Genomic DNA, 22,177 nt, shown 5'->3' on the forward strand with positions numbered 1-22,177 from the left:
GCGATGCGGGCCGTCCTGCTACTCGCGCCTACCGCTTATTGCCCCTGCTGCGCTTGCGGCTTCAGGCGGAACTTGCCCTGATAGCGGATCGTCGGACGCTCCGGCTGCGTGGTCGGCGCCGTCATCAACATCTGACGCGCGAGCGGTGCGGCCGTCGGACTGAGCGAACCGATGCTCGTGGCCCGCGACGGATCAGCCAGACCGTTCTTCACCAGCAGCTTCGCTTCGAGTTGCAGGCTGGTCAGCAGCACGGGTTCCTTCAACGCATTGCCCTGCGCCAGCAACTGGCTCCACGCGGTGTTGCTGTAGTTGGTCACGTAGTAGTCGAGGCCGCTCGGATCGGCGAGTACCGCGGAACAGCCGTTCAGACGCACCTGGGTTTGCTGGTCCTTCAGCGCGATCGTCTTGCGCGACGTGAGTCCGTCGCCATAAGCGAGCGTCAACGGAATCGTCCACTGCGTGCCCGGATACGCGTTCTGGTTCGGGAACGGCGACTGTTTCAGCGTCACGACTGTCTGGTTGGTGGTCAGATCGCACTGGGTATCCAGCGCGATCAACGGCACGCCCGTTTGCCGCACGAAGCTGTCGCCGATCGCGCCCATCGGCTGGCCGCTCGCCTTGCTCAGTTCGTCCCACAGGCGTTTCGGCGTACCGTTGCCGAGCGAGTAATCGGCCAGATACGACTGCAGGCCTTTACGCAACACGTCTTCGCCGAGATAGTTCTCCAGCATCTTCAGCACGTGGCCGCCCTTGTTGTACGTGAACGCGCTTGCGCTCAGCACGAAGTCGTTCGACGCCCAGCCGTTGAAGTTCGGCTGCACCGGGAACGCGGTCGACTTCAGGTCGGCGTTCATCACCGCATACTTCTCCTTCACGTTGTCGACCCAGTTGAAGCGGTCCGGGAAGAAGCGCACCTTGGTCTTGTTTTCGAAGAACGTCGCGAACGATTCGTTGAGCCACACGTCGTCCCACCAGTCGAGCGTGACGAGATCGCCGAACCATTGGTGCGCCGCTTCGTGCGTGAGCACCGTCACGCCGTAATCGGACATCGGCGTGCCGGGCGGCGGCAGAATGTCGTCGGCGAATTCCAGAATCGCGCCCCAGTTCTCCATGCCGCCGAAGTTCAGGTCCTTCTGGTCCTTGAACGCGTCGTTCGCGGCGATCGTGTCGAACTTGGTGAGCGGCAACGGGATGCCGGTGTAGCGATAGTAGTAATCGAGCGCCTGTTTGGTCTGCTGCATCGCCGGTTTGGCCCAGTCACGCATGCCGGGCGGCGTGAAGATACGCAGATGCAGACCCTTGCCGTCGGGCAGCGGGCTCGTGAAATCGTCTTCGAGAATATCGAACTGACCGCCGCCGAAGAACAGCAGATACGACGGCATGGGCGGCGTCTTCTCGAACGACACCAGCTTGTAGCCGCTATCCACGTTCACCGCCGGCTTCTCGGCCGCGTTCGAGACGACGTTCCAGTTCTGCGGGACTTCGGCGCTCACCTCGTAGGTGGGCCGGAAAGCCGGCTCGTCCCAACCGGGGAACCATTGGCGCGACAGATTCGATTCACCCTGCGTGAGAATCGCGCCGCTGGTGCTGCCGTCGGTCGACTTCAGGTCGACGCGGAACACGCCTTCGGCGGCGGAGCAACCCGGATACGGATCGTTGCCGCAGCTACCGCCGGTCTTCGTGACGGGGTCGTCGTAGGTCTTGAAGTTGATGATGCCGCTCCACTCCATATGCAGCGAGTAGTTGCCGGCGGCAATCTGGCCGCTGACCGGGCGGAGCTGGTAGAAATCGCCGTCGTCCTGCGGCGTGGCGATCAGCGCGATGTTGCCCGGCTGCAGCGTGATCGTGCCGTTGGTGAACTTGATCCGGTGGCCGGCGATGGTGATCGCGTTGACCGCTTTCTGCACCTTGATCTGCACGTCCGCGCGGCCGTCGAACGACGACAGCGCGGGGTTCGGCCGGAACCACAGCTTGTAGTTGATCGGCGTGACGGTATCCGGCAACTCGACCGGGGGCACGCTCTTGTTGACCGATGTATCGGCAACGATCGGTGCGGCCGGCGGCGTCAACGCGGCTTCGGACGCGGCGACGGGGGGCTGGGCGACCTTGCTGCTGCTCAGCGACGACGAGCCGTCGCTACCGCCGCATCCCGCCAGAACCACGATTCCGGCAAGTGCGAGGCACTGTATCTGCAATCGGAAATTTATACGCATTTTTAATCCTCGACTGACAATATCGGCATAAAGAATGTGCGATGAGTGCTTGAGCTGTGTTTCTCTGTTTTTTCAGCAAAAAAGGTCTCCCGCACTAGCACCGAATTGCTAGCGAGAATAGATGGACGAGTTACGCCCTCAGCACTAACGGCTGATTTTAAAGTGACGACTTCAATTCATTACAATGCTTTCAGAATGACGGCTTGAACCGTTTTCATCGGCTTCCACACAATCGTCCACCTGACCGGCACAGCGGCGCCTCACCTGCGTCTCCGGGCAGATGCATCAAAGCGGAATCAGTTTTTGACGACAGTGCGTAGCCTAGTTTGGCAGACGTTCTCATGTCAACTTTCTTTCAAAATATTTCATGCACGGGTGCCGACGTATGCCTATCGAATGGATTAGGTAATCGCGAGAGTTAATCTTCTAAATCGCGACATTCACAGCGGCACTACGGGGAAAATCTATTTCCCATGCAACTGGAATGTGTTAATGGCGGCCGTCTAAAAAAATCGTCTTCAATGCGGCTTTAGTTTGAATAGCTCATTGAGTTCGCCGCAATGCGGCATGGTGATGCAGCTATCGTCGGCATGTTTTGCGCGAACGAGTCGAGATGCCAACGCGCAGGCTGACGATCTCGTTGCGGAAGCTTTCATCGATGAAGGCCGTGCACGCTGCAATCGCACTACACTGTGGGCCGATCTGCAATTATTTTCGACCCGCTGTCACAATCTTGCGCCCGTCCCGACCAAGCACGACACCGACTTTCGTAGAGGGAATCACAGGGTGGACGATATCAACTTTGAATGCACGGCATGCGGTAAGTGCTGCCATGATCTGCGCCTGCCGCTGACGCTCGCCGAGGCCACCGCGTGGCTCGCGCGCGGCGGCCAGATGGAACTGCTGTGCGAGGCCATTCCGTGGCCGGTCGAACCCGAGGCCGACAACGAACAGGCGGCCTACAAGAAGGCGCGTTCGGCGGCAACAATGAGCGGCAGCTTGCCCGTGCGCGTCTCGGTACTGCTGGTCGCCGCGTTTGCCGGCGCCTGCCCGAACCTGGGCAGCGACATGCGCTGCCGCATCTACGAAGAGCGGCCGCTGGTGTGCCGGATCTATCCGGCGGAAATCAATCCGTTCGTGGCGCTCGCACCGGAAAGCAAGGCCTGCCCGCCTGATGCATGGCAGCACACGCCGCTGCAACGGCACGGCGTGCTGGTCGACGAGACCACGCGCGAACTGATCGGCGAATCGCGCCGCACGAGCGAACTCGAGGCCGCCTTGCGCGTGCAGTTGTGTCTGGCGTTGGGGCTGAACGAAGCAGCGCTCGCGAACGAAGGTTTCGTGATCTACGCACCCGATAGCGACGCGCTGCGTGCCGCGCTCCAGCAGGTTCGCGCGACACCCGCCAACGAAACACTCGCGGCGGCAACGCCCTGGACGTTCGTCTCGAACCGCGCCGTGACCGTGGAAACCTTGCTGTCGGTTGGCGCGGCCGGCCGCCTCAACGAACCCACGGCAGACGCGCACTTCCGCTATCACGGTTATTTCCCGGCGGAACCGGCGTGAGGGTGGGGCACGTTCGCGTCGCGTGACGAAGGGTCGGGTGAAGAGTTGGAAGCGCCGCGTGCGTGTCTAACTCTTCACACTCCGCGCCGCGTAGGCGGACCACATGGCAAGTCGTCCGACACTCAGCATCCGGGCAATCCGCTTCACGGCGTGCCGCACGCGGCCACGCAAATGCGCCACGCGCATATGCCGCCAGAAACGGTCCGGTGCGAATTCGCCGAAGCGCGCCTCCTTTTCGAGGAGTGCCTTGCCGCCCGGCAAATGAACGAACGAGCAGCAGCGAAACCACCGCACGTCGCGATAATTGTTGCCGGGCCAGTGGCGGCCCACGGCCTGATAGGCGCCGACCTCGATCAGCACCTGCCCTTCGTCGATCAGCGTATTGAGCGCGGCGGAGATGAACGCTTCGTCGCCGTGGTGCTTGAGGCGCCCGCTCTCGCTGAGATAGCGCGCGTAATAAGCGCGCGCACGTGGCACCAGTCGTCGTAGTGAAGCGGGTGTGGCGAGCAGAAACTCGCCGCCGTACCAGCGCGGATTTTTTAACCGCCGATCCGCGACGATTTCCAGATCCTCGACAACGCTCTCGCTGCCGTACGCCGGAAACACCTGGTCCGAAATATCGAACACACCGAGCCCCGCCTTGGCGCAACGGTCGACCAGACTTCGGTCGAGCGGCAGTAGCGCGACCATGTCGGCGTCGAGCAATAACATCATCGAGTCTTCGGGCAAACTCGCGGCTACCTGGTCCATCAGATCGAGCTTGAAATGCGCGGCGTAAAACGGCGTGTTCTTCGGCAGTTCGATCGTCGCGGCCAGCTTCGTCACCGTCGGCCGATGCTCCACCGGCATGCCGCCGAGCCGCTGCTCGACGAGTGCGGGCGCGTTCGTCATGATGGTCAGCGTCGGCATGCCGACGCGCCGCAAGCTGTTGTTCAGGCAGATCGCCTGACTGACGTACGACAGCGGATCGCGGTTCGTCGAATTCGGACCGGGTTTCGCGTCATCGTCCACATAAACGAGCGTGCAAGGAAAAAGGTTCACGTTGCTCCTCACCATGCGTGAGAGACGGTTCGCTTTTTCCAGCGCTGCCGCAATTGTTCGGAAGTTGAATCGATAGGCTAAGGCGGGAGCGAGTTAAAACCCGCGACAGGTATGCACCGTCGAACCGCGGCGCGTATCTCCATCGCACCGGGTTCGGGCCGCCAGGCTGAGCTGCGGCGATGGAGTCGGACGAACCGGGGCGCAGGCATCAGGTATGCACAATCGTTTCACGTCCTTGCATTACCTTTCCGCCAAAAACCAGCGAGACATAACGCGGCGAGAATCGATCGGCTTTCGGCGCCGCAACCTTGCGCAATAATTGCAGGCTCGTGATCGAGCGCGCGTGAACAACTTACTGATAGGCGACGTGCGAGTGCGATACATCGAATCGTCATGCCGAGGTGAGTCATGGCCGACTCACCCGAAAGAAAACATCAGGCGCGCGCTTCGCTCTCCACGCCTTCGCGCATGCCGTGCGCGGCCAGCAAACGGTACAGCGTGGCGCGAGAAATACTGAGTTCGCGCGCGGCGTCGCCGGGGCGACCACGGTGACGCAATAGCGCGAGCTCGATGGCCTGGCGTTCCGCTGTTTCGCGCGCCTGCGCGAGCGTGACCGGTAGTGTCGTCGCATAGCTCGACAGTTCGAGATCTTCGGCGCTGATCGTGCGCCCTTCGGACATCACGATCGCACGACGCACCCGGTTGATCAGTTCCCGCACGTTGCCGGGCCAGTCGTATTGATGCATGGCCGTGATCGCGTCCGGCGAGAAGCCGTACAAGCGGCGGCTTGCGTCTTTGCGGTAGCGGTCGAGCGTGTACAGCGCGAGCAGTTCGATATCCTTGCCGCGTGCGCGCAACGGCGGCTCGTCGATCCGCAACACGCACAAACGGTGATACAGGTCGGCGCGAAAGCGGCCCGATTCGATCGCGGCTTCCATGTCCACATGCGTCGCGCAGATGATGCGCACGTCGATGTCGATGGAACCCTGCCCGCCCAACCGTTCGATGGTGCTTTCCTGCAGAAAGCGCAGCAAGTTCGCCTGGCTCTCGAACGGCAGATCGCCGATTTCGTCGAGAAACAGCGTGCCGCCGTTCGCCGTTTCGACGCGCCCGACTTTGCGCTGATTCGCCCCCGTGAACGCGCCGCGCTCATAGCCGAACAACTCGGATTGCAGCAGATGCGGCGGAATCGCGCCGCAATTGATCGCGACGAACGGTGCCTTGCGGCGCGGCGAGCGCGCGTGAATCGCGGCGGCGGTCAGTTCCTTGCCGGTGCCGGATTCGCCGGCAATGAACACCGGCGCGTCGGTACTGGCGACCTTGCGGATCGAACGGAACAACGCGAGCATCGCGTCGCACGTGCCGATCATCTCGCCTTCGGCCTCGGCGGTGTCGATGAAGGCCGGCTCGCCGAGCGAGATCATGCCGCAGGCGTGGCCCACGGTGTCGACGATTCGTTCGTTGGCGGCCGGCAGCGTGACGTAGTCGAAGCAGTAGTCCCGCACCAGCCGGCGCGAATTCGCGTCGTCGAGTTGCGTGGCCGCGGCCATCGCCACCCAGCCTATGGTGGGCAAGGCGAGGCATGCCTCGAGCATGGCCACGTCGCGCGGCTCGTACACGCTCGAGAAATCGACCAGGCCACCCGCGAGCGAGCCGTCCTGCACGACCTGCCGCACTTCCTGAACCGAGCCGATGACTTCGACGTTCCAGTCGCGCGCCTGGAAGCTCGCGAGCAGATCCGCCGAGGGTTCCCGGGTGAAATAGATGACGCGCCGCGTAGTGGCCTTCATGGTGTGCATTGTTTTTTGATTGTCCCGCACTGGCTGCGCTGGACTGTATCGAGCCCAGACCCCTCGGCGTTACGCTATTGCCGTTGTGTGCCCCGGATACGGTGAGGACCGTCGATGATACGCGTTACGGCCCCGATTCAGACCGGGCCTGACGAAATTTAATAGTTCGGCGCCGACGCTACGCGACGCCGCAAGGGCCTGAAAAATTTGCGGATTTCGTGGGCAAGTAAAGCGGGCTGTTCCATTGCCGCGAAATGGCCGCCGCCGGGCATCTCGGTCCATTGCGCGACGTTGAAGGTTCGTTCGAGCCAGCTACGCGGCGGATGATTGATCTCCTTCGGAAAACTCGCGAAGCCTACCGGCGGCACGACGCGTTGATCTGCCGCGAAGCGCATGGGTTGCAAACGGTTCTCCCAGTACATCTGCATCGACGAGCCGATGCTTTGCGTGTACCAGTAGAGCGAGATGTCGGTGAGCAGGTCGTCTTTTGAAAACACCCGCTCGATCTCGCCGCCGCAATCGCTCCACGCCCGAAACTTCTCGCCGATCCATGCGGCGAGTCCCATCGGCGAATCGTTCAGCGACGCCGCCAGCGTTAGCGGCTTCGTGCTGTGCATATGAGCGTAGCCGCCTTCCTGCGTGCCCCATTCGGTCTTCGAGCGCAGATAGTGTTCCTCGGCGGGCGTGAGCGGTTGCCGCTCCGCGCCGATCGCGGGTTCATACGAGGACGGCAGAAAGTTGAGGTGAATCCCGTCCACCCGTTGCGGATGCCGCGCGGCCAGCGCGACCGACACGCCCGCCCCGATATCGCCGCCCTGCGCGCCGAAGCGCTCGTAGCCGAGCCCCTGCATCAACGACGCCCACAAGTCGGCCACCTGAAACGCGGCACAGCCCGGCTGAGACGGTGCCGGCGAAAACGCGAAGCCGGGTAGCGAGGGCGCGACGACGTCGAACGCATCGGCGGGGTCGCCGCCGAATGCGGCCGGATTGCACAAGTGGTCGAGCAAGGTATGGAACTCGAAGAACGAACCCGGCCAGCCGTGCGTCACCACCAGCGGATATGGCGCCGGACCTTCGCCGCGCCGGTGCACGCCGTGCACACGCCAGCCGTCGACCTCGGCGAGGAATTGCGGCTGCGCATTCAGCTTGCGTTCCGCCGCGCGCCAGTCGAAAACGTCGACCCAATAGGCGGCCAGTTCGCGCAGCCAGACACTGTCGACGCCTTGCTGCCACACGGACGAGGGCGTGGCCGGCGCCCAGCGTGTCGCGCGAATCCGCCGGCGCAAATCGTCGATGTCGGCGTCGGGAATGGCGATCTGAAACGTGTCTATCCGCATGGCAAACTCATCCGCTGGAAGCTGGGTAATCACGTGCAATGCGCCACGGCCACCCTGCGCACGCTACGAACACGAAGCAGGGGCCATGGTACACAATGGGCGCATTTTCCGTTTCCCCCCGTCCGTTCCGGAGACTCTCATGCTGGGCGCGCTCGCTGCTCTACTCACGTTTCAATGCCTTGGCGAAGGCATTTCGTATCTGTTCCACGTGCCCGTGCCCGGACCCGTGATCGGCATGCTGCTGCTATTCGGCTTCATCATGCTGCGTCCGCAAACCGCCGACGCGATCGAGCCGACCGCGCTCGAATTGCTGCGTCATCTGTCCTTGCTGTTCGTGCCGGCCGGCGTCGGCATCATGGTGTCGGCCGAGCGGATTCGCGGCGACGCGGTCGCGGTGATCGTCTCCATCGCGGTCAGCACGACGCTCGCGATCGCCGTGGCCGCGCTCGTCACGCGGGCGTTGATGCGCCGCCAGCACCGCGATCCGGTCGCGCCGGAGGCCGCCTCGTGACCGCTATCCCGAAGCTCGGCGCGATCTGGGTCTACCTCGCCGCCACCCCGCTGCTCGGACTGACCCTCACATTGATCGCGTATCTGATCGCGCAGTGGCTCTACACCAAAGCGCGCTTTAATCCGCTCGCCAATCCGGTGCTGATCGCCGTGGCGCTGCTGGTCGCGCTGCTCGAAATCACGCACACGCCGTATGCAACTTACTTCGAAGGCGCGCAGTTCGTTCACTTCCTGCTCGGTCCCGCGACCGTGGCGCTCGCGCTGCCGCTCTACCGGCAGTGGCCCAAACTGCGTCGCTCGGCCGTGCCGCTGATCGGCGGACTGGTTGCCGGATCGTTGACGGCGATCGTTTCGGCGGTGGGCGTGGCGGCGCTGTTTGGCGCGTCGCATCAAACGGTCGCGTCGCTCGCGCCCAAGTCGGCCACCACGCCGATTGCCATGGCGGTGGCATCGGAAATCGGCGGCATTCCCGCGTTGACGGCGGTGCTCGTCATCTCGACGGGCGTGTTCGGCGCCGTATTCGCGCGCGCGATTCTCAATGCGCTGCGGATTGTGGAGCCCGAGGTGCGTGGCTTCGCGCTCGGGATCGCGTCGCACGGAATCGGCACGGCGCGGGCGTTTCAGGTCAGCGAGGAAATGGGCGCGTTCGCCGGTCTTGGGATGGGGCTGAACGGCATCTTCACCGCGTTCGTCGTACCGGTGTTGATGCCGCTGGCGGCGCGATGGTTGATGGGTTGATGCGGGCAGAGAGGGTTAATGCGGGCAGAGAGGGTTAATGCGCGCGACGGGTGATGGTCGCGTGCGGCGCGGCGACGGCTTGCCGCCGCCTCCACCGCGTCTGCCCGTAGCGACAGGTGTCCAGCAAGCGCAATCTCAAGGACGCTGCGCGTTGACCAGACTCGGCGCGCCGCCCGGCCCCGCCGGATCTGGATTGCCGAACGCCGGCAAACTGCCGTTGCTTCGCGCCCGAACAATCTCCTCGCGCACTTGCGCGCGCGTCTTCGGCCCATCCGATTTCAACAAGGTGCCGCCCGGCGCGGTGGGTTGCAGCGACGTCGGCTGAGACGGCGCTTGCGCGGTCAGTTCGGTCTGGCGATTCGATGGCGACGCCTGCTCGACGCTCGCGCCGGGCGGCGTCTGCAGAATCAGCGGCGGTACGGCCGGCGCGCTGGACAGCCCCTGTCCCACCCTGATCGTCGGCGGCATGCCACGCGCTCGCGACGTCATCACGGTGGACTCGTCAAGCAGCACGCTGCTACCCGCCATGCGATCGCCCGCAGCGTTGCTTACCTGGGTTTCCACACCACGCCGTCTGCTCGCGTCACCGGACGCACGGCCTGAATAATCGCGAGCCGCATAGTGCCGATCACGCGAACGATGTCCCTTCGCCGGCAAAGACGGCGACGTGCGCGTCGCTTTCGGCGCCTCTTGCGTCTCGACCCGCGCTTGCTGCGACGCTTGTGCGCGCGTCTGCACTTCGCGTTGCAGCGCGGCTAGCTGCCCGTCGTTTTTGTGGGTCGCCGCGACCGCGTCGAGTTGCGCCTGAGCGGCGGCCAGGTCGTTGCGCTGCAAACTGCTGCGCGCGGCTTGCAGCCCGTTGGACAACGCGGTGTCCGAGGCCGCGCGCGCCATCACCGGGCCGGACGTGATCGCCCCGCTCATGATGTCGCCGCGCGCGTGCGGCGCCGACTCATCGGCGCTGCCCACGCCGGGCTCGTCCGCCGACAACCAGTGCCGGCCGGACGGCGAGACGTAGGCCGCAATCGCCAGCGCGCCGACCACCAGACCGCTCAGAACGACTTTCCTGGGTTCGCCATGCATACCTTGTCCCCCTCTGATCGTGGCCGCACGCCGCGCTTGCCGCGGACGTGTCCGAACTCATCAGAAGGTTCGCGGCGATCGGCAGATCGATGCCACCGCAACGACCACGAGTTCGGGGCCGATCCAGTCACGTACGAAAGTGTGATCGAACTGGATGCGAGGAAATCTCGGTTTCCGCGTTTGAAACGCCGAAACGTCGGAATGGGCCTGCCAGTTGTCCGAAAAGGCCTGCGGCAGCGGGGTTTTCCTCCGAACAATGTTGGAACTGCCAGGCAATCCAGCGACTTGAAAACACCGCGCTCGATCCGGCATGCGGGACTACACGAGCGGCCCTTCGGCCTGCTTGCCGCGCATCGCCACCGCGATCGAACTGCCGACGATCAACGCGATGCCGACGAGCGCCATCGCGCCAATCGTCTCGCCCCACACCACGTAGGCGAACAGCGCCGCCCAGACGATGCTGGTGTAGTTGTACGGCGCGAGCGCGCCCGCGTCGGCTTCGCGAAACGCCATCGTCATCAGCAACTGTCCGGCTGTGGCGAACGCGCCGAGCAAGGCCATCGTCGCAAGCGCTTCGAGCGAAGGCGTGCGCCACGCCAGCAGCAGCGAAGCACCGGTGACGAGCGTACCGATGACCGTGAAGTACAGCACCGTGGTGCCCGAATCGTCGGTGGCGCGAATGCGCTTGATCTGAATGATCGACAACGCTCCGAAGAACGCGCTCGACATCAGCAGCACGGGTCCGAGCCAACTCGAATGCGCACCGTCCGGGCGCACCACGAACAGCACGCCGATAAAGCCGACCGCCGCCGCGATCGCATCGCGCGGCTTGAGCTTTTCCTTCAGCAGCAGCGGCGCGAGAACGATGACTAGCAAGGTCTCTGAATAAACGATCGCGACCGCTTCACTGAGCGGCATGTACGGCAAGCCGGCGAAGAACAGACCCGACGCGCCGAGCAATGTCAGCGCGCGCAGCGTCTGACCGCGCACATCCATCTGTCGGAGACGTTCGCCGAGCGGCTTGCCGCGCAGGCATACGGCGACGGCCGGCACAAGGCCGAACAGCATGCGGAAGAACGTCACTTCGTTGGCGGGATAGGCGAGCGCCACGGATTTGGCCAGCGCGTCGACGAGCGCGAAACAGAACATCGAAACGAGGATCAGCGCGATGCTGCGCGGCGGTACGGCGGTCGTCCGGACGACGGCGATGGGCGGCATGAGGGGTCCTGGGAAGCGCGCGTGCCACGGCGGCAGCGGCGGCGTCTGGCTTTCGCGTGACGTTCGGGTGGCGCTCATGGGTCGTGCGCCATTGGAAAACGGATTATGCCCGCTGTCCGGCAGACGGAGCCATCTCCGCCAACGGCTCACCCAATGCGCATCGCATAGCCGCCCTCACCGTCCTAAAACTTTCCACCGACGATTCCGGGTAAGTCCCGATACAGGTAAGCAAAAGTAATAATATTATTCATATCGATTTCCGCATCATCAAGCCATGACTCTCTTTCCATGGCCTTGTGAAGGTTTAATAATAATTATGACCATCTACCAAGCGGGGAAATCAGGAGATAAAGGTGCGCAATTACCTTGTGCTTGCGGCGCTGGCTACGCTTGGCGCTTGCGGTGGCAATGACGGGTCGCCCGGTGCGGCCGCATCGGCGAATAAACAGACGGTCGCGGCCGATCCTTCGGCCTCTTCCGCGGCTGCCGCGGCCTCGGCTGCTTCGGCAGCCGACCTGGCTAGCGTCGACAACGAATTCCGGGCCGCCAAGACAGTCCCGCTCGGCATGAAAACCACGACGCCGCCGCTCGTGATCGCCGATCCAACGCTCAACCTGCCGCCGTACACACCGCCTGCGCCGCCCGCGCCGGTCTCCACCACCACACTCTCGTTCGGCGACTTCACCAGCTACCTCGCGCCCGGCTCGACCCAAGGCTGGCAGGCCGGCGCCAATAGCTCGACGATCGCGATTCCCGCTCCGCCGACCAACGGCACGGGCGCCGGCGACAAGACCGTGGCGCTCGCCAGCACCTACGCCACCGCGTCGTACGAAGCCGACGTGACGGTCAGCGCACCGGTCGGCAACGGTGCCGCCAACGCCGGTTTTCTCGTGCGCACCACCAACCCGACGGCCGGCGGTCCCGACAGCCTGACCGGCTACTACATCGGCCTCGACACCGGCACGCACTCGGTCGTGGTGGGACGCGAGAACAACAACTGGACCAATTTCATCGCGTATCCGGTCAGCTCGGTGGTGGGCGGCAGCACGCATCACCTGAAGGTCACGACGAGCGGTACCGCGATCACCGTCGACCTCGACCAGCAACGCGTCATCAGCGTCAACGACGCCACCAATGCCCTGCCCGCCGTGTTCCAGTCCGGCAGTTTCGGGCTGCGGCGTTTCGGCGTCGGCGCGAGCTTCAGCAACGTCACGATCCGCACGTATCCCACCGTGACTTCGCCGAGCTACGATTTTTCCAAGGTGGTCGGCGCGGTGTACACGCCGTCGAACGCGGTCAATGCGATCGACTTCTGGGAAAACTACGACCCGGACATCGTCAATCGTGAACTGACGTATGCGCAGACCTACGGCATGAACACCATCGCCGTGTATCTGCACTACCTGGTGTGGGCGAACGATCGCGTCGCGTTCCTGAGCAAGTTCGAAAACCTGCTGAAAATCGCCGCGCGTCACGGCATCAAGGTCTCGCCGATTTTCTACGACGACTGCTGGAATCCCACGCCGCAATACGGCCCGCAACCCGCGCCGGTCTGGGGCGTGCATAACAGCCAGTGGGTACAGTCGCCGGGCACGCCCGTCGAACAGGCGTATTTCCAGCCGAGTGCGTCGAACGCCAGCATCACGTACAAGGCGAGTCTCGCGAGCTACATCACCGACTTCGTCGCGCCGCATCGCAACGATCCCCGCATCATCTTCTGGGAAACGATGAACGAGCCCGGTTGCAGCGGTAACGGCGCGCTGCAGGAAACCCGCGCGGTGTTGATGAACGACGCGCGCATCGCGATCCTCAATGCCGGCGCCACGCAGCCGATCAACGCGCCGCAGGTGCAGGAAGACGAAGGCACGTACTTCTCGGACTTCTACGCGTTCCATCCGTACGGCAATCCGTACACGGGTCCGGTGAACGGCAGTTCGGTCAGCGCGCTGAATTCTGAAACGCTGCAACGCGGCTTCCCCGGCACCACGGGGCAGACCATGCCGGGCATCGTCGCGAACTACGGCGGCAGTACGGGCTTTATCGTGTGGGAGCTGATGATTGGGCGCACTAATACGCGCTTCCACTGGGGGCAAGTGCCGGGCGCGCCCGCCACGGTCGAACCGGCCATCCCGTTCCAGGGGACGATCTATCCGGACGGCCACCCGTGGCAGACCTCGGAGACTCAGGCGCTGACCGGTGGCTTCGACGTGAAACTGCCGGTGCTGCAGGTCGGCTATTACAACGATCCGACCTTCAAGAGCGCACCGGTCAAGACGTCGGTGACGCCGTTGATCGACTTCGATCTGAACACCGAGCGCGGCACCGATTCGCCCGACGCGTCCGCCGGTGTCAACGCGACCGGCTATGGTGTGCGCTGGAGCGGTGCGATTCAGGCGGCGCAGGCGGGCCTCTACGCGTTCTCGATCGATAGCGACAACGTCGCGCGACTGTGGATCAACGGCGTGAAGCTCATCGACAAGAAGAGCGCGTCGCCAGGCACGGTGAGCGGCAAGACCTAGCTCGCGGCGAAACAGCGCGCGTCGATCAAGGTCGAGTATGTGCATGGCACGGGGCCGGCCAGCATGCATCTGCTGTGGTCGAGCCCGGCGGCGCGCAATCCGTCGGCGTTGCGGATCGTGCCGTCGGATTCGCTCGTCACGGCGAATTGACGATGTGCCGCCGCGGTCCCGATAGCCCCGCGGGCTGACGGGCGCGATCAGGGCGGTGACGGGCGGCTCAAAATACTGTATAAAAACACAGTATGATGATCTGCCCGGACCGCCCTTCAATTTCGGCGGGGCGCGCCGCCTCCCCCATCGGAACGACGGTGTCCCAGCAAGCCCTCTTCGCCCCCGAACCCGTCGCCCTCGTTCACGACAACGAAGGCGGCATCCGCTATCTGCCCGAGTCGATCCCGGCGGACATTGCGCGGCGCTGGTTCGACGAGGCCCAGCGCAATGTGGGCTGGCTCAGCCAGCAGCGCATGATGTACGAACGCGAGGTCGCCGTGCCGCGCCTGCTCGCCACCTTCGCCCGCGAATCGGCCGATCTCCCCGCGCCGCTCGGCGAAGCGTTCGAAGCGGTGCACGCACTGATCGGCGCGCCGTTCAATCGCGTCGGCCTCAATCTCTATCGCGACGGCAGCGACAGCGTCGCGCCGCACAGCGACAAAACGGACAAACTCATGCACGGCGAGCCGATTGCCATTGTCTCGCTCGGCGTGAGCCGCCGCATGTCGATCCGGCCTAAAACAGGCTCGGGCCGAACCGTTCATGTCGAACTGGAACCCGGAAGTTGCCTCGTGATGAGCTACGCATCGCAATTCACGCACGAGCATGGCATCCCCAAGCTGGCGGAAGTCGCCGGGCCACGCATCAGTCTCGCGTTCCGATGTTTCGCGTCTTAGATCAGCCCGACCTTGCCCGTCGCCAGATCATAAATACCGCCCACAATCTTGACCTTGCCGCGCCGCACGTACTGGCCGATCAGCGGCTTCGACACCATCAGCCGATTGGCGTTCAGCTTCACGTTTTCGATCGTGGCGCGCGCAACCAGATCGTCGTCGTGAGCCGAGCCCGCCATTTGCACCGCCGGCTTGAGCGAGCGCACCAGATCGGGCAAATGGCCGGGCAACCGCGCGCCCTGCTGAATCACCTTGACGGTTGCCGCAATCGCTCCACAGTTCGTGTGTCCGAGCACCACAATGAGCGGCACGCCGAGAAACTCCACGCCATATTCGAGGCTCGCGAGCATATCGTCGTTGACGAAATTGCCGGCCACGCGCACCACGAACAGATCGCCCGGGCCCTGATCGAAAGCAAGCTCCGGCGCCACCCGCGAATCCGCGCAACCCACGATCGCGGCAATCGGATACTGCGCCTCCACGCGCGCCACCCGGCCAACGGAAAAGTCCTTGTTTGAAGGGCTATTCGCCGCGTAGCGTGCATTGCCTTGCATGATCCGGTCGAGCGCTTCCTGCGGTGGAATCGAATTCGGCGCGTTGCCGGCTGGCGGCTCGGCCGCCATGGCGTCGTGCGGCGATAACGCCGCCAGCGTGATCGCCGACGCGCCGGCCAGCAGCCAGTCACGTCGCGTGGCGGAAATCGGATGGTGGTCGCACATGGCAGATCTCCTATGTGCTGGTGCGCTACGGTAGGTTCTTTTACGCCACGCCAAGCTTCGCGAGCAGCGCCTTCGCGGCCGCCTCCGACGAAGCCGGGTTCTGCCCGGTGATCAGATTTCCCGCCACCACCACATGCGACGCCCAGTCCGCCCCTTTCGAATAACTCGCGCCGTTTTTCTTCAACATGTCTTCGACTAAAAACGGCACGACGTCGGTGAGCCCGACAGCGGCCTCTTCGGTATTCGCAAAGCCCGTGACCGGTTTATCGCGCACCAGTGGCGTGCCGTCGGGCGTCTTCGTATGACGAAACACGGCCGGCGCATGACATACCGCGCCGACGGGCTTGCCCGCGGCGTACAGCGCCTCGATGAGCGCGATCGACTGCGGATCTTCCGCCAGATCCCACAGCGGCCCATGACCGCCGGGATAAAACACCGCGTCGTAGTCGGCCGCGGAGACACTGGCGAGTTTGACCGTATTCGCCAGGGCGGCTTGCGCGTCGGCATCCTTGCCGAAGCGACGGGTTGCGTCGGTCTGCGCGTCGGGATCGTCGCTCTTCGGGTCGAGCGGCGGCTGTCCGCCCTTGGGCGACGCCAACGTCATCGACACGCCCGCGTCCTTGAACACGAAATAAGGCGCGGCAAACTCCTCGAGCCAGAAGCCGGTTTTTCGGCCGGTGTTGCCAAGCTGATCGTGGGACGTCAATACCACCAGGATTTCCATATCGACCTCGGAAGGGGTTTCAATGCGCCTGGCTTGCGCGCGCCGGACGGCGCTGGAGCGGCGTGTCCCGCTCCAGGCGCTCTGGCAGTATAGGTGGCGCCGGGTGACGCCGAAGAGGATTTATCGCCCTGCGTGACGGCCGCGCAGGCCGCCCGCTCACATCGAAAAACGCGACGTCAGACCGCGAAAATATTCGGGTTGTCGATCAGCGGCAAAAACTGGCCCGTGCGCCCGTCGAGCGCGAGCATCGTGCCGCTTTCAATGTCGAAGATCCAGCCGTGCAATTGCAGCGTCTTATTCACGAGCCCGACCGCCACCGAAGGATGCGTGCGGATATTCGACAACTGCGCGATCACGTTGTCCTTCACCAGCGCCGACAGACGCTCGGCGTCCGAGTGATACGTGCGTGACGCGTTGATCGCCTTGGCGGCATCGGAGTGACGCAGCCAGCTCGCCACGGCCGGTAGATGATCCAGATTCGTACAGGTCGAGATCGCGGTCATCGCGCCGCAGTTCGAGTGCCCGCAGATCACGATATCGCGCACGCCCAACACCGACACCGCGTATTCGACCGTGGCCGACACGCCGCCCGGCTCCGGACCATAGGAAGGCACGATGTTGCCCGCGTTGCGGATCACGAACAGCGCGCCCGGCTCCGTCTGTGTCAGCAACTCCGGCACGACGCGGCTATCGGAACAGGTCACGAACAGCGTATTCGGGCTTTGCGCAGCCGATAGGCGCTTGAACAATGCGCTTTGCTGCGGAAAGACTTCACGTTGAAAGCGGATGATACCTTCGATGATTTCCTGCACGATGATCTCCAGATAGTCGAAGCTTAGGTCTGCAGCGCCCGCACCGGCCAAGCGGCACGAGTCGGCTGTCTGTTGGCGGGACTATACCGCAGCCGGCGTCTGGCTCGCCGACCGCGCTGGAAGAATCCTGTCCGTCGCGGCTCACCGCTCGAAGCGTTGCGCTAATGCGCGGTTTCAACACCGGGCACGCATAAGCGCAACGCAACCAGGCCGCTCGACACGCACTGCAATCGCATCGCGCTCTGTCGGATAAACGATCGTGTATTAACGGCGATACATCGCATTCCAGTCGGCCTGGGATACCGCCGGGCGACCGCTTTGCGACGTGCCTGCCGGGTTGCCGCCATAGCCGCTGACGTCGCTGTTGCGCGCGGCCACGCGTGCTTCGGCGGCCTGAATCGCGTCGGGATAATGCGCCTGATCGCCGTCGCCGACGTGATAGCCGGCCGCTTCGAGCTGAACCAGTTCGGCGCGCACCTGCTCGCGGGTGATGCGGCTGCCCGACTGGGCAAACACCGTGGCGGAAGCCGCAAGCGAAGCGACGATGACAACGGCCTTGAGCAAAGACTTCATGATGAAAACAACCTCCCGTTATTGATGGTTTGCGGTGCGTCGAGTCGGACTCGTCGTCACCGCAGGACTCAATATAGGCGCCGATTCGCGGGAGAATAACGGGCGCCTGTCGAAGGGATTGTTGTTGAATCTGGAGAAGTCGCGCTCAAGGCTCGCGTTCAGCGACGGTTACCTAATTGAAGTCGCCCGTTTCGAGTTCCACGGACTGTCCGCCGTTTTTTTCGAGGACCCGGCGCGTAGCGTTTTCAATCCTTGCGCGATTTGCCTCGAAGGTATTGACCAGATTGTGGGCCGATGGGCCGTCGTTGCCGAAATGGTTGTTCAGCGCATCCAGCGACACGCTGCACCAGACGTCGGACCCGTCGACATTGGCTTCGAAGGCGACGCGCGCCGCGGCGACCACTTCGCGGCGTCCGGTGAATTCGATCCTCATGGTGACCCTCCATGTTTGAAAGTAGCGTTGAATGCGCAAACGCCGTGCCAAAGCCGGGCCAACCGCTCAGGCTGGCCCGGCACGATGGAAGCGCTGCGCGCTTTCTCCGCAAGGTGCATACTCGACCCTCGGCCGCTATGACGCGGCCGCGCTGATGCGTCGCGGCACAGCCGCAATTCGTGCCGTGCGACGTGCCTGACATCCTAATACTAACGCCCCATGTCCTCCCGCAATCCACAATCGTCGCGTCCTCTCGTCATTGCCGCGGTCATGGCTTCGATGGCGATGGTCGCCATCGAAGCCACCATCGTCTCCACCGCGATGCCGCAAATCGTCGCGCAACTCGGCGACCTGCATCTGTATAGCTGGGTGTTCTCGTCGTTCCTGCTCACGCAAACCGCCATGACGGTGGTGTTCGGCAAACTCGCCGATCTGTATGGGCGCAAACCGATCATGCTGATCGGTATCGCGATCTTCCTGATCGGCTCAGTACTGGCCGGCTTCGCGTGGTCGATGCCCGCCATGATCGTGTTCCGCCTGATTCAAGGCGTCGGCGCAGGCGCGATCCAGCCGGTCACGCTGACTATCGTCGCCGATCTCTATCCGGCTCATGAGCGCGGCAAGGTGCAAGGTTATCTCGCGAGCGTGTGGGCGATTTCGGCGGTGGTCGGGCCGATGGTCGGCGGCTTCATCATCCATAACCTCTCGTGGGCGTGGATCTTCTGGATGAACGTGCCGATCGGCCTCGCGTCCGCGGCCGGCTTCATCGCGTTCCTGCGCGAATCGGAGCGTCACGCCCGGCCGTCGATCGACTTCGCCGGCGCGGCGCTGTTCATGGCGGCGATCGCCGCGTTGATGATGGCGCTAACCTACGCGGGCGACGACGCATTCGCGCGCGCCGTGCTGGCGGGCGGTGCGTTCCTGCTGTGCGTGCTGTTGTTCGTCGCGCAGGAGCGTCGCGCGGCCGAGCCGATGATCTCGTTCGCACTCTGGAGCCGCCGGCCGATCGCCGCCTGCAACGGCGCGACGTTGCTATCCGGCATGATCCTGATGGGCGCCACGACGTTTTTGCCCATGTACGTGCAGGGCGTGCTGCATCGCTCGCCGGTGGTCGCCGGCCTTGCGCTCACCATGATGATGGTCGGCTGGCCGACCGGCGCCACGCTCGCGGCGAAATCGTTTCACCGCCTCGGCTTGCGGCGCATTCTGATCGGCGGCAGTGCGTTCGTGCCGATCGGCGCGGCGCTGCTGCTGTTCCTGTCGCCGGGCGCATCGCCATTGATCGCGGCGTTCGGCTCACTGATCATCGGCTTCGGCATGGGCACCTCTAGCGTCAGCTCGCTGGTGCTGATTCAGGAGATCGTCGGCATGGAGGAACGCGGCAGCGCCACCGCGTCGAACCTGTTCTCGCGCAATCTGGGCAGCACGCTCGGTGCGACGCTATTCGGCGCCGTGCTCAACTTCGGGCTGACGCATTCGAACGGTCTGGTGGCGGTCACGTCGGACCAGTTGAAGGCGCTGCTGCAGAATCAGGCGGCGAGTCTCGGCGGCAGCGACATGATCCGCATGGTGCTGCATCAGTCGCTGCACCTCACGTTCATCTCGCTGTTCGTGATCGCGATTTTCGTGGTCGTGCTGCTGGCGTTCGTGCCGCCGGTCAACATCCGCACTGCGAAGCCGGTGCCCCTCGAAGCGCTATCGCCGCTGGAAGATTGACGGCCGGCTAAGGTTGCCCGGCAGGCAACGTCGCGGCGAAAAAATCAATCGCCTGCGTCGCCGTTTTCGCATGCACCGCGTCACGATCCACGCTGGCATTGTCCCGGCAGATGCGAGCCAGACGCGTGGCCACCGCCGGCAAACAGGTATCGAGAAACGTGTAGTGCCACGCACCGGGCACGAGCGTGACGCTGGCTTTGGGCATCGATGCCGCAATGCGATCGATGTTGGTGCCCACCGGCGCGGTGACGTCGCCCGCACCCGCGACCAGCGAAACAGGAATCGCGATCGCGGCGAGCGATTCGGCGGTCAGCGCCTCGCCGAGCGCGGGCGCGATCGCGAACACCGCCTTGACGCGTGGATCGCGATACGACGCGCCGGACCGCGCGCGCGACGCCTGGGTCTCTGGCGACGCCGCATCGTCCGTTGCCTGATCGCGCAACGGCACCGCCGCGCCGGACGCGTCATGAATTCGCGCCGCTTCCGGCGGATGGCAGATCGCGTCGGCCGCCGGCGACCCGCAGAACCGGTCGAAGCCCGCCAGATCGGTGCGCGCTCCCGCCAGTTCCAGAACCGTATAGCCGCCCAGAGAAAAGCCCACCGCGCCGATCCTGTCGCTGTCGACATGCGCGCCCAGCTTCGGGTCCGCCAGCACGCCGTCGAGCACCTCGCTGGCGTCGGTCGCGCGCTCCCACCACAGCAGGAAACCGTCGCGGGTCAAAGGCTCGAGTTCGTTGTTACCGGGATGGTTGACGCCCGCCACGATATAGCCGTGCGCGGCCAGCGCGGCGCCGAGCCAGTCGAGACTGTCCGCGCTGCCGCCGGTGCCGTGCGACAGCACCAGCAGCGGATACGTGGCGCGCGCGGCCGACAGCGGCGCGCCGTTGGCGGCGACGGGATGCCCCACGAACAACGGATCGCCGGGCACGCCGATGTCGTGCGGCTGCTCCGGCACGGACCGATCGACGGGATACCAGATCCGCGTCACCAGCGCCTCGGTGGCCGCGCCGCGCCAGTGACGCGCGACCGGCGGATGAATGATCCGCACCGTCTCGCCCACATGCCAACCGGCGCCGGCCCCGGCCCCGGCCACCTCTGCCGACACGGCAACGCCCGCCCACGACAAAGCCGCCGCGCACAGGAGCGCGGCACCGCATCTACGAAGCATGGTCAGTCCTTGCGAATAGGGATCATCAGATCCGTGACACAGGCGCGCTGCAAACCGCCGCGCGGTGGGCTGCGGTACAACTCGAGCGCCGCACGGGTATCGAGCGTATAGCCGCTTTGCGGCAGCCAGACGCCATACAGCGCGCGAAAGGTCGGCGCGATCAGCGCATACGGGCCCACCAGACGATGCATCGCGTACAACCCACCGTCCACGCGCAGCGGTTCGACCCGCGCCGGCGGCGTTTCATGCGACGCAACATCGGGCGACGCGACGATGCCCGCCATATAGCGAAAACTGCCCTTCAGCGCCGGATCGTGCACGCAGATGCCGACGCGCTGACCCGTGCGCGGGTCGTCCTCGCAGCGCAGCATGTGGATCAGATCGCGGAACGTCTGGCCGATCGTCGCGACCGGTCCTTCGTGGCGCAGGCAGAGCACGTCGATCGGCGCGATCTCGGCGAGCTCGACCGCGGGCCAGAGCGACATGCGGCTTTCGTCCGGATTCGCCGCGTGGTTCGCACCGGCCTCGGCGGCGTCGGCAAGCCCGTTCGTGGCATCGATCGCGGTGGCTGCCTCGGCGAGGTTGCACGCCGCGCTGGAGCGCCGGCTCGCCGCCGGCGTCGCGAGATGTTTCTGGCGCGCCTTGAATTCGCTCGGCGTGACGCCCGTAAAGCCGCGAAATGCGCGGGCAAAGGCCTGTGGACTGTTGTAACCGGCATCGTGCGCGACGGCGGTCACGCGCGCGGACGCATCGGTGAGACGTTGCGCGGCTTGCGCAAGACGCAGGCGCTGCACGGTCTCGACAACGCTCTCGCCGGCCAGCGCGCGGTAAATGCGATGAAAGTGATACGGCGACAGATGCGCGACGGCCGCCAGCGTGTCGAGCGTATGCGGCGCGCCCGGTTCGAGCAGAATCGCCTCGATCACACGAGCGATCCGCCGACGATAATCGAGTTCAGTGCTGGCTTTCATCATGGCGCTAGGATAGCGGCCTCGTCGCCACAATACGGTGCAGAGCTTGCGAAATTTCATCGCGAGTGTTCGGCGATGCTGCCGCGCGTCATGGCACTATGGCGGGCATTGCTTCGCAAGTCCCGCGCAAGGTGTGGTGCTTTCCCGTCATGGAGCCTCAAC

Annotated in this window: 19 protein-coding genes; 6 read left to right on the forward strand and 13 right to left on the reverse strand. The window is 64.2% G+C overall.

Annotated features, from left to right (window positions below):
- Window positions 1–35: 35 nt before the first annotated feature.
- Window positions 36–2,213, reverse strand: a complete 2,178-nt coding sequence (locus tag B0G83_RS20220) for a M1 family metallopeptidase (protein ID WP_105509160.1) — start codon at window positions 2,211–2,213, stop codon at window positions 36–38.
- A gap of 786 nt (window positions 2,214–2,999) precedes the next feature.
- Here B0G83_RS20220 and B0G83_RS20225 point away from each other — a divergent pair.
- Entirely contained in the window at window positions 3,000–3,779 is a 780-nt protein-coding gene (locus B0G83_RS20225; RefSeq protein ID WP_258168001.1) for a YkgJ family cysteine cluster protein, read from the forward strand.
- 66 nt (window positions 3,780–3,845) lie between these two features.
- On the opposite strand, the gene B0G83_RS20230 is transcribed toward B0G83_RS20225, so the two are convergent.
- The 3 genes from B0G83_RS20230 to B0G83_RS20240 all read right to left on the reverse strand — a co-directional run bounded on the left by B0G83_RS20230 (window position 3,846) and on the right by B0G83_RS20240 (window position 7,947).
- A complete protein-coding gene (locus B0G83_RS20230) occupies window positions 3,846–4,820 on the reverse strand; it encodes a hypothetical protein (protein ID WP_105509262.1) in 975 nt (324 codons plus the stop codon).
- Between the two features lie 434 nt (window positions 4,821–5,254).
- Window positions 5,255–6,610, reverse strand: a complete 1,356-nt coding sequence (locus B0G83_RS20235; RefSeq protein WP_105509161.1) for a sigma-54 dependent transcriptional regulator — start codon at window positions 6,608–6,610, stop codon at window positions 5,255–5,257.
- A gap of 158 nt (window positions 6,611–6,768) precedes the next feature.
- On the reverse strand, window positions 6,769–7,947 hold the full coding sequence (locus B0G83_RS20240) for an epoxide hydrolase family protein (RefSeq protein WP_105509162.1): 1,179 nt from the start codon (window positions 7,945–7,947) through the stop codon (window positions 6,769–6,771).
- A 139-nt stretch (window positions 7,948–8,086) separates the two neighbouring features.
- On the opposite strand from B0G83_RS20240, the gene B0G83_RS20245 reads away from it, so the two are divergent.
- The gene (locus B0G83_RS20245; RefSeq protein WP_105509163.1) at window positions 8,087–8,458 is read left to right on the forward strand and encodes a CidA/LrgA family protein; all 372 of its coding nucleotides are present in this window, start codon (window positions 8,087–8,089) and stop codon (window positions 8,456–8,458) included.
- On the forward strand, window positions 8,455–9,195 hold the full coding sequence (locus B0G83_RS20250; RefSeq protein ID WP_105509164.1) for an LrgB family protein: 741 nt from the start codon (window positions 8,455–8,457) through the stop codon (window positions 9,193–9,195). The genes B0G83_RS20245 and B0G83_RS20250 overlap by 4 nt, the downstream gene beginning before the upstream one ends.
- Window positions 9,196–9,330: 135 nt before the next feature.
- On the opposite strand, the gene B0G83_RS20255 is transcribed toward B0G83_RS20250, so the two are convergent.
- Both B0G83_RS20255 and B0G83_RS20260 read right to left on the reverse strand, forming a co-directional pair.
- Complete coding sequence (locus B0G83_RS20255; protein WP_105509165.1) at window positions 9,331–10,278, reverse strand: DUF4148 domain-containing protein; 948 nt, start codon at window positions 10,276–10,278, stop codon at window positions 9,331–9,333.
- A 318-nt stretch (window positions 10,279–10,596) separates the two neighbouring features.
- The gene (locus tag B0G83_RS20260; protein ID WP_105509166.1) at window positions 10,597–11,496 is read right to left on the reverse strand and encodes a DMT family transporter; all 900 of its coding nucleotides are present in this window, start codon (window positions 11,494–11,496) and stop codon (window positions 10,597–10,599) included.
- A 353-nt stretch (window positions 11,497–11,849) separates the two neighbouring features.
- Between B0G83_RS20260 and B0G83_RS20265 the strand changes: the two genes are divergently transcribed.
- Both B0G83_RS20265 and B0G83_RS20270 read left to right on the forward strand, forming a co-directional pair.
- Window positions 11,850–14,015, forward strand: coding sequence for a PA14 domain-containing protein (locus tag B0G83_RS20265; RefSeq protein WP_258168003.1), 2,166 nt, complete (start codon window positions 11,850–11,852; stop codon window positions 14,013–14,015).
- Window positions 14,016–14,323: 308 nt separating this feature from the next.
- Window positions 14,324–14,902: an alpha-ketoglutarate-dependent dioxygenase AlkB gene (locus B0G83_RS20270; protein ID WP_258168004.1), complete on the forward strand. Its 579-nt coding sequence runs from the start codon at window positions 14,324–14,326 to the stop codon at window positions 14,900–14,902.
- Here B0G83_RS20270 and B0G83_RS20275 read toward each other — a convergent pair.
- From B0G83_RS20275 to B0G83_RS20295, 5 genes are all read right to left on the reverse strand, one after another.
- On the reverse strand, window positions 14,899–15,618 hold the full coding sequence (locus B0G83_RS20275) for a carbonic anhydrase (protein ID WP_105509167.1): 720 nt from the start codon (window positions 15,616–15,618) through the stop codon (window positions 14,899–14,901). The two genes, B0G83_RS20270 and B0G83_RS20275, sit on opposite strands and share 4 nt — an antisense overlap.
- A gap of 40 nt (window positions 15,619–15,658) precedes the next feature.
- Window positions 15,659–16,342 (reverse strand): type 1 glutamine amidotransferase domain-containing protein, encoded by a 684-nt coding sequence (locus tag B0G83_RS20280; RefSeq protein ID WP_105509168.1) that lies wholly within the window; start codon window positions 16,340–16,342, stop codon window positions 15,659–15,661.
- A 176-nt stretch (window positions 16,343–16,518) separates the two neighbouring features.
- A complete protein-coding gene (locus tag B0G83_RS20285; RefSeq protein WP_105509264.1) occupies window positions 16,519–17,154 on the reverse strand; it encodes a carbonic anhydrase in 636 nt (211 codons plus the stop codon).
- Between the two features lie 264 nt (window positions 17,155–17,418).
- Window positions 17,419–17,727, reverse strand: coding sequence for a DUF4148 domain-containing protein (locus B0G83_RS20290; RefSeq protein WP_105509169.1), 309 nt, complete (start codon window positions 17,725–17,727; stop codon window positions 17,419–17,421).
- 172 nt (window positions 17,728–17,899) lie between these two features.
- On the reverse strand, window positions 17,900–18,160 hold the full coding sequence (locus B0G83_RS20295; RefSeq protein ID WP_105509170.1) for a DUF1488 domain-containing protein: 261 nt from the start codon (window positions 18,158–18,160) through the stop codon (window positions 17,900–17,902).
- A 219-nt stretch (window positions 18,161–18,379) separates the two neighbouring features.
- Between B0G83_RS20295 and B0G83_RS20300 the strand changes: the two genes are divergently transcribed.
- Window positions 18,380–19,876, forward strand: a complete 1,497-nt coding sequence (locus B0G83_RS20300) for an MDR family MFS transporter (RefSeq protein WP_105509171.1) — start codon at window positions 18,380–18,382, stop codon at window positions 19,874–19,876.
- A gap of 7 nt (window positions 19,877–19,883) precedes the next feature.
- Here B0G83_RS20300 and B0G83_RS20305 read toward each other — a convergent pair whose 3' ends face one another.
- On the reverse strand, window positions 19,884–21,044 hold the full coding sequence (locus B0G83_RS20305) for a peptidase (RefSeq protein ID WP_105509172.1): 1,161 nt from the start codon (window positions 21,042–21,044) through the stop codon (window positions 19,884–19,886).
- A 2-nt stretch (window positions 21,045–21,046) separates the two neighbouring features.
- On the reverse strand, window positions 21,047–22,015 hold the full coding sequence (locus B0G83_RS20310; protein WP_374954930.1) for a GyrI-like domain-containing protein: 969 nt from the start codon (window positions 22,013–22,015) through the stop codon (window positions 21,047–21,049).
- Window positions 22,016–22,177 lie beyond the last annotated feature (162 nt).

This window comes from Paraburkholderia sp. BL21I4N1 (genome assembly GCF_002973525.1).
In the GTDB taxonomy this organism is placed as follows: Bacteria; Pseudomonadota; Gammaproteobacteria; order Burkholderiales; family Burkholderiaceae; genus Paraburkholderia.